General features: G+C 36.5%; 10 protein-coding genes and 1 other annotated feature (1 of these 11 only partly in view). All 10 genes read right to left on the bottom strand.

The features are described from left to right. Positions 1 to 22 precede the first annotated feature (22 nt). The 10 genes from DFR79_RS02800 to DFR79_RS02755 all read right to left on the bottom strand — a co-directional run bounded on the left by DFR79_RS02800 (position 23) and on the right by DFR79_RS02755 (position 11,627). Entirely contained in the window at positions 23 to 799 is a 777-nt protein-coding gene (locus DFR79_RS02800) for an IclR family transcriptional regulator (RefSeq protein WP_133513987.1), read from the bottom strand. A 33-nt stretch (positions 800 to 832) separates the two neighbouring features. Beyond that, complete coding sequence (locus DFR79_RS02795; protein WP_133513986.1) at positions 833 to 1,471, bottom strand: hypothetical protein; 639 nt, start codon at positions 1,469 to 1,471, stop codon at positions 833 to 835. Positions 1,472 to 1,519: 48 nt separating this feature from the next. Next, on the bottom strand, positions 1,520 to 2,497 hold the full coding sequence (locus tag DFR79_RS02790) for a type I phosphomannose isomerase catalytic subunit (protein ID WP_133513985.1): 978 nt from the start codon (positions 2,495 to 2,497) through the stop codon (positions 1,520 to 1,522). Between the two features lie 118 nt (positions 2,498 to 2,615). After that, positions 2,616 to 4,805 carry a cell division FtsA domain-containing protein gene (locus DFR79_RS02785; RefSeq protein ID WP_133513984.1) on the bottom strand — a complete coding sequence of 730 codons (2,190 nt, stop codon included), beginning with the start codon at positions 4,803 to 4,805 and terminating at the stop codon, positions 2,616 to 2,618. Positions 4,806 to 5,049: 244 nt separating this feature from the next. Further along, positions 5,050 to 6,105, bottom strand: a complete 1,056-nt coding sequence (locus tag DFR79_RS02780; RefSeq protein WP_133513983.1) for an HD-GYP domain-containing protein — start codon at positions 6,103 to 6,105, stop codon at positions 5,050 to 5,052. A gap of 35 nt (positions 6,106 to 6,140) precedes the next feature. Next, positions 6,141 to 6,983 (bottom strand): PfkB family carbohydrate kinase, encoded by an 843-nt coding sequence (locus tag DFR79_RS02775; RefSeq protein ID WP_133513982.1) that lies wholly within the window; start codon positions 6,981 to 6,983, stop codon positions 6,141 to 6,143. 96 nt (positions 6,984 to 7,079) lie between these two features. Then, a complete protein-coding gene (locus DFR79_RS02770; RefSeq protein ID WP_166637953.1) occupies positions 7,080 to 7,625 on the bottom strand; it encodes an ECF transporter S component in 546 nt (181 codons plus the stop codon). Positions 7,626 to 7,658: 33 nt separating this feature from the next. Continuing rightward, entirely contained in the window at positions 7,659 to 8,882 is a 1,224-nt protein-coding gene (locus tag DFR79_RS02765) for a M48 family metallopeptidase (RefSeq protein WP_133513980.1), read from the bottom strand. 120 nt (positions 8,883 to 9,002) lie between these two features. Continuing rightward, the gene (argH, locus tag DFR79_RS02760) at positions 9,003 to 10,412 is read right to left on the bottom strand and encodes an argininosuccinate lyase (RefSeq protein ID WP_133513979.1); all 1,410 of its coding nucleotides are present in this window, start codon (positions 10,410 to 10,412) and stop codon (positions 9,003 to 9,005) included. After that, complete coding sequence (locus DFR79_RS02755) at positions 10,413 to 11,627, bottom strand: argininosuccinate synthase (RefSeq protein WP_133513978.1); 1,215 nt, start codon at positions 11,625 to 11,627, stop codon at positions 10,413 to 10,415. Between the two features lie 126 nt (positions 11,628 to 11,753). Then, positions 11,754 to 11,963: a binding site (T-box leader), on the bottom strand; it runs 1 nt beyond the window's last position.

Raw genomic sequence — 11,963 nt, 5'->3', positions numbered from 1 at the left:
TTAATAAAAAATGCAAAAAATTTTAACTGCTGTGGCCCAGGGATCTGGACATTTTTTGAGAATATTCTACTACCAGTTCAGCCAGCTCGTTCATTCTGGACTCAGTCATTCTGGTCATTGGTGCAGAAATACTGAAAGCAGCTACTACCTTCCCCTGATGATTAAAAATTGGACCGGCAATACAGCGAATATCTTCTTCCTGTTCCTCATCATCTACTGCATAACCCTGCTTTCTTACTTTTTCTAAGTGATCTAAAAACTTATCTACTTCAGTTATTGTATTTTCAGTATTTTTTTCCATACCCTTTTCTTTCAGAATTTCTTTGACCCGCTCTTCCGGCAGATGAGCCATAATTGCCTTTCCCAGACTGGTTGAATGAGCGGGAACTCTTTTGCCAACCTGAGAGTACATGCGAATAGTAGCATTGCTTTCTACCTTATCTAAATAAATAACCTCTCCTGCATCCAGAATACCAAGATGGATTGTTTCTTCTGTTTTCTGCATTAATTCTTCTAAATAAGGGCGGACTCTAACTCTGCTGTCAATTTCATTTAAGACCTTTGAGCTTAATTCAAAGAGCTTAATTCCTGCAATATATTTATGATTATCCTCATTTTTTTCTAAAAAGCCTCTGAATTTCAGGGTGTCCAGCAGGCGATAAACAGTGCTTTTATGGATCTCAAGCTCTCTGCTTATTTCGGTAACTCCCATCCCATTTTCTCGATCCACTATTAATTCTAAGATGTCAAGTGCTCTATCTAAAGATTTTATCAATTGATTTGGTTTTTTAGAAGCCATTATTCAGTCCTTCCTTTTTTTAAGATAATAATTTTATTTCTTTAGAATTTTTCTGTTTTTCTCTAAAAGCTCCCTTATATATCTCTGAAAACGGGAAGGTCTTTTGGTTTTGATATAAAAATAACCGATAGTTGAAGTAATAAACGCACCAACACAGTCTTCCATTAGATCAAACATTGTATCTACCAGACCCGATTTCTGCATATTAAGTCCAAATATAGTATCCATCCAGAACTCAAAAATCTCCCAGAAAACTCCAATGGTGACTGCAAATGAAAAAGCAAATACCGCTACAAAAAGCGGACTTAAAACTACATCAATATTCTCATTTTTATTTAAAACATAAATCATTACAAAACCAATAAATCCCATACCCATTCCGTAAATTAAATGGAGCATGCTGTCCCACCACCAGAAGAGGTAGTAAAATTCCTGCTGCTCACCAAGATACATTGAGGCAAAAATAAAGATAATAATTATCAACTGCAGCCCATTTGGAATGTGCAGATAATTCTTATCAGTTAAATAGGCAGGTAAATAAATTAAAATAATTGCCAGCACGGAAGTAAAAAGGTTGAGCCAGTTTTCTGCTAAAAGATTACCAACAACAGCTGCCAGCAGCAGAATTAGAAAAAATCGAGTAATATAAAGCTGTAATTTTTCCTGATCCATAATAAATCCTTTCCGCTTTAATTCTCCCAGATTTTATTAAATAAGCATTTACTCAATAACAGATAATATCTGCTGTCGATTTTCTTCGATATCAGGAACATAACTTTTCATTAATTTTAATTCACCTTTGATTTCAAACTCTTCCGAATAGGCAGGAATTAATACACTTTCTGTTTCCTTTAATTCAACTTCCTGATCATCCCACCTTAATTTCCCTGCCCCTTCTACAGCGGTTAAAATATTAAATCTCTGCTGATCTCCCTGAGACCGATAACTTTCCTTGATATTAATAATATCAAGAGCAAATTTATCATTCAAACAGAAATAGCTGTAATCATATTCATCTCCACAGACTCTAAGTCCCTTTCTTTTTTTTGACTGCAGCTTAAAATCAATAACATCCAGGGCTTTTGATAAATGCAGTTCTCTACCCCGTCCGTAATCATAAACTCTGTAGGTTGTATCACTGCTCTGCTGTACTTCAGCCAGCATAATTCCGGCTCCAATTGCATGGAGCAGACCAGCTTTGATAAAAAAGACATCTCCTCTTTCGACCCTCACTTTTTTGACATACTGATTAATTTGATCATTCTTAACCGCTTTTTTAAATTCACTTTCTGAACAGTCTTCAGTTCCAATAATTAAATGCGAATCTTCATCTGCATCAATTACATACCAGGCTTCTGTTTTACCAGCTTCACCTGGGTTTTTTGCTGCATATTGATCATCAGGATGAACCTGAATCGAAAGCTGCGATTGCGCATCAATTATTTTTAAAAGCAGAGGAAATTCATCTGCCTCAATATCCTTACCCAGAATCTGCTGGGGATACATCTCTGTCAACTCTTTCAGACTTTTACCGGCCAGTTTTCCGTTTTGAGCCACACTCATTCCTGATTCCTGAGCTGAAATATCCCAGCTTTCCCCAATCGGGCCATCAGGCAGGTCCTCGCGGAAATTTTCGAATTTGCGGCCTCCCCAGATTTTTTCTACATATTTATGGTCAAATTTTAGTGGATAAAACATTTTATTCCTCCTATATATTTAGCTAAATTTTAGCGTTTAATTATTAAAATTTGGTAAAATTAGTCCAAATTAATTTAAGGCTTTATCATACCTCTAATTAAGCTTAATTAAAAGCAGATTAAGCATTTAACCTGACTTTTAATTTATCACCTTGATTAATCTTTGCTGAGAGATTAACAGGTTCTCCATTCAGGATCAGCTGCATTTTCTGCTGCAGATTATCGGAAATTCCATAGTTAATGTAATCAAATACACCTGCTGCAGTTAAAGTTCGCGAAAAAGCTTTGATTTGATCTCCAGCCTGAATTGTGTAATCCAGATCAACTTTTTCTTCATTAACCTCTACTTCCCAGATCTGATCGGGAACAGTTAATTCACTGCCGTTAAAATAAAAGTCGATCTCCTGATTACCTTTTTTCTGCAGCAAATCTCTAATAGTTAAACTGTTTTCCTGCTGTTCCTCAATCTGCAGTTCCAGACCCTCTTCTAAAGGCTGATTTAAATCAATTTTCTGCCCTTCAGCTGTAATTAAATAATTTGAGCTGACAGTTTCTTCTTCCCGGCCATTAAAAGTATATTTAATACTTTCATTTTTAAAGCTAGCTGCCGGAACTTCCATAATTTGAGCCAGAGCATCTCTAAGAGTTCTGGGTACAGTATATTTAATCTCGGCCCCATCAACTAAATCTGCCTCCAGGTTTACCAGTTTCCCGTTCTGAAAAACTCTGGTTCCAACTCTATTTTCACTGCCATTTAAATATATCTGATAAGAACATAAATCCTCTTCCGGAATAATATCCTTTATTTGAGCTTCTGCATTACGCCCCGGTCTTCCTGCTTTAAAAGTAATGTTATCACCATTATTAACTCTTGCTTTAAGTTTTGCTGCTTCTTGATTGAGTAAAATTTTAGCAGCACTGCCCATCTCACCTTTTACGGTTTTAAGTTCACCATTGACCGTGGCGGTAATTCCCATTCCCGGACGTGGAGTCAGCTGTTCCATTTCGATATCTGCAGCCAGCAGCGAATCAGCAACTGTCGGCTGGGAGAGGGTCAGTAAATTTATCCGGTCTCCATTTACACCAACTTCAATAAAAACTGCCTTACTCTGGGTTTCTCTGGTTGTAACTGCAATTCCCAGAGGAGTCAGAGTTTGAGTTGTATTAACTCCCTCAACCTCACCTTCAATATTCTCTAAATCTTCACGTTTGCGAATCCCTATTCTGCTTTCAATTATATCAATCTTCTCTGCAAATTTTTCTTTCAAACCAGGAGTTAAACTTCCGCCTCCAATAAATATAACAGCCTGAGGTGGATTAGAATTGATTTCTAAAATACTTTCTGCAATAGAACTGCTTAATAACTCAAGCTGGTCTTCGATTGCAGCCAGCACCTCATCCTTATTGATTTCAATGTTTTCTCCTAAAATAGTTTTGACCTCAAGTACATTATCTTCAGAGAGATTACATTTTACCCGCTCTGCATTATTATAGTCAATTAAAAACTTTTCGGAGATAACTTCAGTTATTTCATCACCTGCAATTGGCACCATTGCATAACCGGATATCGATCCACTTTTGGTAATTGCAATATCAGAGGTTCCAGCACCAATATCAACTAAGGCCAGGTTAAAATTACTCATAGCTTCGGGTATAACCACATGGGAGGCAGCAATCGGCTCTAAAGTTAAATGTTCTACTTCCAGCCCCACTCTATTAATCACCGAGAGCAGAGAATCAATTACAATTCTTGGTAAGAAAGTAGCCACCAGCTCAACTTCCATGTTTTTTCCCCGCTGACCTAAAAGATGACCGAGTTCCATTCCATCCAGCTTATATTTACGAACTGTATATCCTACAAAATGATAGTCTACAGTATTTTTTTGCTTTTTCTTGGACTCAAGCCCCTGATAATCAACTGAACTTCCCTGCTGATTATTATTCAGCTGTCCCTGAGCCTTTTGAATAGTTTTTAATTCCAGTGTTTTTAAATCATCTTCTTCAATATATCTGCTTCTTTCCAGCTCAATGTTATGACTCTGAGTTACAGTTTTTAAAGCTCTACCGGCAGCTGCAATTGCAACATTTTTTAGAGTTAAGCCAGATTTTTCTTCCAGCTCTCTTTTTACTTCTGCAACAGCTTCTGCTACTCGAGCAACATTATGTATTTGACCATCTAGCATTGCTCTGGTCTGATGTTCACGTACAGCTGAATGAATAATTTGATATCCATTTCCCTTTTCCTTGATTAAAATTCCAACAATTGTTCTGGTGCCAATATCCAGAGCAAAGGTTATCTCCTCAGTCATAATAGTATTCCTCCCATAAACATTTATTAGAAAAATATTTAAAAAATCTCTTCAATTTAATCTTCCTACCTGCTAATTATATTCTATATTCAGGCTCATATCCCTTTAAAAAAATCAAAGAAAAAAGTTATAAAGCTTATCAAATCAAGAAAACTACCTTCCTAATTTACTTAGAAAGATAGTTTAAAATACAAAGGAGCTAAAAGAAGATTATGTTTAACTTTCTAAATTGGTTATGTAAAAATTAAACAATCACCTTGGTAATTACAATATTCATATGTTTTAAAAGATCTAATTCCTTATCAAGCTCATTACCTTCATCATCTTCAATTAATCTAAGCACAGGCCGGGTAGGAAAACCCACATTCTGATCTTTGACCACTGCCCGATGTCCACTGCTTAAAATAACTTCGGAACCATTGGGATAAAAAGATACCTGGGGTAAAAACTTTTTAACCAGCTGATAATCAAACAGTTCTTCTGTATGATTCATGATGTATTCTGCAGCCTTATAAGTAGGCCATCTGTCTCGATAAACACGATCACTGGTCAGGGCATCAAAAACATCTGCAATTGCAGCTACTCTGGCAAATTCGTGGATTTTGTCTTCTTTTAACCCCCGGGGATAACCGGATCCATCTACCCGCTCATGGTGAGAATAAACAACAATTCGCGAGAGAGGACTGATCGACTCAATCTGCTGCAGATAATTAAAACCCAGTTCCGGATGATTTTTCATTACCTGATATTCATAATCGGTCAGGCTGCCGGGCTTATTTAAGATTTCCTCAGGAATTAAAGTTTTTCCAACATCATGCAGCATTCCCCCCATTCCCAGTTTAAAAAGTTCATTTTTGCTGTAGCCCAGCATCTTACCCAGAGCAATACAGACAACACTGACATTTACTGAATGCTCATAAGTATAATTGCTGGTGCTCTTTAAACTGACCAGATTTAATAATACATCCTCATTTAAAACCAGTTCATCCGTGATGTCTTCAACCACACCTTTTAAATCCTGAGTGTTTAAATCTAAAAATCCATTCTTAATTCTGTCAAAGGTATTGGTCACAATTTTTTTGCCATTACGTCTGGTGCTGTCTTTAATTGCTTCATTAATTTCAATATTATATGAATACTTATCCTCAATATAAAGATGTTTAATTCCCATTTCCAGAAGTTTCTTTTTATATTTATATAGGTTTTTTACACCTTTATTTAAAAGGATATTCCCATTTTCATAAATTGGCTTAGCCAGTTCCATATCCTCTTTTAAATTCTCTGTTAAAACTAAACGCATAGTATAAAATCCTTCCTCCAATAAATAGCTAAATTTTACCCGTGGACATTATTATAAATTTTTACTTCCTCTTCTCTGGGCTCAAAAACACCCAGTGCACCCCTTACTTTACAGTATTTAGCTGCAGTTTTCAACCCTTCGGCCAGAGCTTTTTGATAATTTTTTTCTTCTTTAGTTAAATAAGTTAAAAACCCGGCTATCAGTGCATCTCCCGCACCTAAAGTATCGACAGCATCTACTGGTAAAGCCTCTTCTTTAATTAATTGATCTCCAATTTTCATTAAGACTCCCTCTGCTCCCAGACTTAAAACAGCAGCTTCAACTCCCTGTTTTGAAATCCATTCTAAAAATTCTTCCGGATTTTCTGCTTTTTTACTTTCAGAGAAAAAGGCAATATCCACTTTAGGAATAATATCCTCAATATAACTTTTATTTCTGAAATAAGAAAAATCGAAAGATAGTCTGGTTTTATAATGAAGTTTTGGCAGATAGTCCTCAAAATAAGCATAAATATTGCTGTGCACTATTTTTGAATTTTTAATTATCGCAAGTACATTTTTGTTAATCGATAAATTTTTATAAACACCCTTATCAACTGCCTCAACCTGAGCTTCTGAACCTTCTTTTTTTATAATAGAAACAGCATTCCGCCCTTTGCGAATATCATTAGCTGGATAGGCAACCTTTTCCTTTTTTAAAGTATCATATAAAAATTTAGCATTTTCATCTGTACCAAAAACCCCATAATAAGCAGCCTTAGCTCCCAGCCTTTTTGCTATCACAGCTGTATTATAGGCGCCTCCACCGGCATAAACTTTTTTGTCTTCAGGATAATAATCAGCTATATTATCTCCTACAGAAAATATATCATATTCCATAAATTTTCCCCCTCCAATAACTATCAACTTTATTTGAGTTTAGTGTAAATAATTTTTATCTAGATTATACCAATTTTTTTACACCGCTAATAGAAGCTATTTAACCTTTCTATTAAACTCTGTAAATTCTTTGATCGGCTTGATTTTTTCGACAATCGGTGGAATAATAACCAGCTGGATTACCATGCCGGGAATCCCAGTCAAAAAGGCTCCCTGCATAAAAGGAATAAAGGGAGGATTAAAATTAAAAAGTGGACCCACAGCAATTAAGGCCAGTCCATAAACTAAACGTCCCAGAATCATTGCTGCAATTAAACTAAAATATATATTTTTAAACTTGTTTGAATATAGATAACCCGAAATCAATCCAAATGCTGCCAGTTCAAAAGCCATCAAAACCGCAATTGGGGGCATCATTGGAGGCATCGCAAAAAGCAGGGTACTAAATAAAGGTGTGATAAAACCGACAAGAGTTCCATAAAAAGGTCCTAAAATCAACCCTGTCAAAAACACCGGAATATGCATTGGAGAAATTAAATTCCCCAGTGTCATACTGCCTGTCAGATTAACCAATCTTGGTAAAATAATTCCTAAAACCAGTAAAAAACTTGCCCAGACTAACTTTCGTGTTTGGTTTTTCAAAATACTCACTCCATATTATTTTTGTATTTTTTATTATTTGAATTTGATACTGTTAATCAACTGTTCTATTAATTTACGCTGCTGAAGCTTACTGCTGCCTGTAATCTCAAAACTTAATTTTAGCATCTGCTGTTCATTTTTTTGATTAATAAAGTACTTCAGGCTTAATTCTTCTTTCCGCTGCAGCTGCAGCTGATAAATATCAAGCTGCTCAGTGCTTAGATTTCTTCTTTCTACTTCAAATCCATTTTCTGCAGCCGTAATTGCAGCATAATTGAAATATTTTCTGCTGGTCTCCATAAAAGTTTTGCCGCTTAAATCCTGCAAAAATATTTCGCCCTTAACTTTTTCCGCCTCAAGTTGATATCTAAATTTAATTTCTTCTTTTACAGCCTTTTCCTGACTAAATTCCCAGCCTTCCGGATAGGTAAATACAAGCAGATCATTCTCAAACTTCTGCCTCTTAACCATTATCGGCTGCTTCTGAGTGTTATTTTGCCCTGCAGAATTGCTATTTTCCGAACCGGTTTTTGCCTTTTTCTGAGCAATATAAGCTTCTAAATATTCAATTCTGCTCTCAGGTATGGGGTGAGTCTGAGTAAACTCTAAAAGCTTAAAACTGTTGGTGTTTTCTTTAAAAATTTTCATTAACTCTATCAAACCCTGAGGATCATAACCACTGCGCATCATTAAATCAACTGCATAAATATCAGATTCCTGTTCCTGTTCTCTGGAATAACCATTGGCAATTAAATTCTGAGCTACATTTGTCATTGTCTGATATTCATTATCTGTAAATTGATTAAATAACAGATTCAAAATTGAAAGTTCCAAATTTCTTTTTAGGTCTTCAGTTAAATGTTTATTAACAGCATGGCCCATCTCATGGGCAACTAAACCTGCCAGCTGATCTTCTGTCTTTAATTTCTCCAGCAGACCTTCAAAAAGCATAATATTACCATTACCGATGTAATAAGCATTGATTAGCTGATCGTGAATATGATGCAACTTAAATTCTTCATCTTTAAAACCAGATTTAATTATATTTGCTTCCAGTCTCTGTAAAGTTTTATATTCCAGACTGCCGGCTTTAAATTCTGTAATCCTGTATTTTTGATCTAAATCCTCATATAATCTTGCAGCAACATCCTCCTCATATTCAGAAAAAGCTGAAGCTGTAAAAGCAGCTGTAGTGACTAAAAATACTGTCAAAACTACTATCAAAAATTTATTTGATGATAAATTAATTCTTTTCATTTTAAAACCTCCAATCTTAAGCAGCTTAGTTATATAATTATTGTATTACTTTTTTAATAAAAATAAAACCCCTAATTTAGAATTATTTTCAAAACTAAATCAGGGGTTAGTTGTTAAAGCTTATTCTTTTTGAGCTAAAAATTCTTTTTCTTTTATAATAACTCTTCTGCTTTCCTCAAATGCAGGTCCACCTTTAGTTGCATGAGAGTTAACTGCAGCATTAACAGAAAGTTTCTCTTTTAATTCTCCGGCATCAACTTTTAGATACTGTCCGAGAATTTTTTCCCATTCTTTTTGCTGCAGCTGGTCAAGCTCTTTTTCTTTTTTAGAAGCAAATAATACGGCCTCGCCCACAATCTGATGGGCCTGACGGAAGGGGATTCCCTTATCTGCCAGAAAATCTGCCAGTTCAGTCGCATTTAAAAATCCTGTAGCAGCGGCTTTTTCCATTGTCTCTTTTTTAACAGTCATAGTTTTCAGCATCTCAGGATATAATTCTAAAATAATCTTAACTGTATTTACACTGTCAAACAGGCCTTCTTTATCCTCCTGCAGATCTTTATTATAAGCCAGAGGCAGTCCCTTAATGGTCAGCATTAATTGATTTAAACTGCCGATTACTCTACCGGTTTTACCCCGCACCAGTTCAGCCAGATCAGGATTTTTCTTCTGCGGCATTATCGAACTGCCGGTTGTGTACTGATCAGCAAGCTCGATAAATGAAAATTCTTTAGAATTCCATAAAATCACTTCTTCACTTAAGCGGCTTAAATGCAGCATCAAATTTGAAGCAACCGAAAGAAATTCTAAAACAAAATCCCGATCACTGACTCCATCCATCGAATTTTCGCAGGCTCTCTCAAAACCAAGTTCCTGGGCTGTAAAATCACGATCTAAGTTAAAAGAGCTGCCTGCCAGGGCACCCGAACCCAGAGGTGAAACATTGATCCGTTTTAAGGCATCTCCAAAACGCTCATAATCCCGTTTTAACTTAAAGTAATAGGCCAGCAGGTGATGACCAAAGGTTAAGGCCTGGGCCCGCTGCAGATGAGTATAACCGGGCATTACAGTTTCCGTATGTTCTTCTGCCAGATCAAGCAGCACCTGCATAAATTTAAGGATCATTTCTCTTATCAGTTCGGTTTGATCCTTAAGATATAAACGCAGATCAACAGCAACCTGGTCATTACGACTGCGGCCGGTATGCAGCTTACCTCCCAGTTCACCAATTTTAGCAGTCAACCTGGCTTCCACCAGGCTGTGAATATCTTCAGCTTCATTAAAATCAAAATCTCCTGCCTCTAATTCAGCCTGCAGATCTTTTTTAACAGCTTTTAAACCTGCAGTAATTTCTTCTACTTCAGCTGCGGTTAAAATATCCTGTCTGCCCAGCATTTTAACATGGGCCAGACTGCCTTCTATATCATATTCCATTAAGTTAATATCAAAGGGAAGAGAGGCATTAAACCGGTCCATCAGCTCCGAAGTGCCGGCCTCAAATCTACCTCCCCATAATTTGCTTTTGCTCATCTATTGATCTTCTCTCTTTTTCTGATTTGCTACCTGCAGAGGTAGAGCCCAGAGATTAATGAATCCTGGAGCTGATTTATGATCAAAATTATCACTTTCATCATAGGTTGCCAGTCCGTGTTCATATAATGAATACTCAGATTTTCTACCGGCAAGAGTACATTTAGCTTTATATAATTTTACTTTAACTGTACCAGTAACAGTCTCCTGAGATTTGTCAACAAAGGCATCCAGCGCATCTCTTAAAGGAGAGAACCAGAGACCATTATAGGTCAACTCGGCATATTTAGCAGCCATTTCAGCTTTGTAATTTTTAGTATCCCGATCTAGAGTCAAATCTTCCAGTGCTTTATGAGCGGTAATTAAAATTTCACCGGCTGGTGCTTCATAAATCTCTCTCGATTTAATTCCAACCAGTCTGTCTTCTACCATATCAATTCTGCCGACTCCATATTCAGAACCCAGCTCATTTAATTTTTCAACCAGAGCAATCGGCTCCATTTTTTCGCCGTCAAGAGCTGCTGGAACCCCTTTTTCAAAGTCAATTGTAATATATTTAGCTTCATCTGGAGTATCATCTACATCTCTGGTCCACTGATAGGCATCTGCAGGTGGCTCATTCCAGGGATCTTCTAAAACACCACATTCAATACTGATTCCCCACAGATTCTGATCAATACTGTAAGGACTGTCTTTAGTTGCTTTAACCGGAATTCCATTTGCTTCAGCATACTCAATTTCTGCATCTCTAGAAACAAACTCCCAGTCTCTTAAAGGTGCAATGATTTCCATCTCCGGAGCCAGAGCTTTAAAAGAAACTTCAAAACGAACCTGGTCATTTCCCTTACCTGTACAGCCGTGAGCTAAAGCATCTACACCTTCTTTTTTTGCAACCTCGACCATTCTTTTAGCAATTAAAGGACGGGCCAGTGCTGTTGCCAGGGGATACTTTTCCTGATACATTGCATTAACTTTTAAAGCAGGATATACATAATCGGTAATAAATTCTTCTCTAATGTCATCAATATAAGCTTTTGCAGCACCTGTTGCCATTGCCTTTTCTTCCACTGCATCCCAATCCTGAGGCTGTCCTAAATGAGCGGTATAAGTAATGATTTCCGCATCATATTTATCCTGCAGCCACTTAATCGCCACTGAAGTATCAAGTCCACCTGAATACGCCAACAAAATTTTCTTAATTTCTTTTTCTGCCATTTTAAAATTCCTCCTTAGATTTTCTGCTCTCTTTTCAATCCTCATCAAATCAGCACTAACAATCTTTATTTAAATATATTTTCAGCAAAAAAACTGCTAAAAAACTACAAAAACCCGCCTCCATATAATAGAGACAGGTTAAGATCCGTGGTACCACTCTGCTTGATAAAATAATTTATCCACTTTCAGCTAATTTAACGCAGTTCTACGTTTTTTCCTACTGAGTTCAGAAAAAAACCTCACAGATGCGGTTCAGAATTAAGTTTTGCTCGAGCTCTCACTATCCTCGATTCGCTGATTCCACTCAATTTCCTACTCTTCTGTTCACAGGTTTAG

Source organism: Halanaerobium saccharolyticum, assembly GCF_004362045.1.
Lineage (GTDB): Bacteria > Bacillota > Halanaerobiia > Halanaerobiales > Halanaerobiaceae > Halanaerobium > Halanaerobium saccharolyticum_C.
The sequence above is the reverse complement of the archived record's forward strand: the minus strand, read 5'-3'. Positions and strand labels throughout refer to the sequence as shown.

Bases quoted from the DNA above. Each gene is read 5' to 3' on its own strand.
- DFR79_RS02800 (WP_133513987.1), bottom strand. From the start codon at position 799: ATGGCTTCTAAAAAACCAAATCAATTGATAAAATCTTTAGATAGAGCA.
- DFR79_RS02795 (WP_133513986.1), bottom strand. From the start codon at position 1,471: ATGGATCAGGAAAAATTACAGCTTTATATTACTCGATTTTTTCTAATT.
- DFR79_RS02790 (WP_133513985.1), bottom strand. From the start codon at position 2,497: ATGTTTTATCCACTAAAATTTGACCATAAATATGTAGAAAAAATCTGG.
- DFR79_RS02785 (WP_133513984.1), bottom strand. From the start codon at position 4,805: ATGACTGAGGAGATAACCTTTGCTCTGGATATTGGCACCAGAACAATT.
- DFR79_RS02780 (WP_133513983.1), bottom strand. From the start codon at position 6,105: ATGCGTTTAGTTTTAACAGAGAATTTAAAAGAGGATATGGAACTGGCT.
- DFR79_RS02775 (WP_133513982.1), bottom strand. From the start codon at position 6,983: ATGGAATATGATATATTTTCTGTAGGAGATAATATAGCTGATTATTAT.
- DFR79_RS02765 (WP_133513980.1), bottom strand. From the start codon at position 8,882: ATGAAAAGAATTAATTTATCATCAAATAAATTTTTGATAGTAGTTTTG.
- argH (WP_133513979.1), bottom strand. From the start codon at position 10,412: ATGAGCAAAAGCAAATTATGGGGAGGTAGATTTGAGGCCGGCACTTCG.
- DFR79_RS02755 (WP_133513978.1), bottom strand. From the start codon at position 11,627: ATGGCAGAAAAAGAAATTAAGAAAATTTTGTTGGCGTATTCAGGTGGA.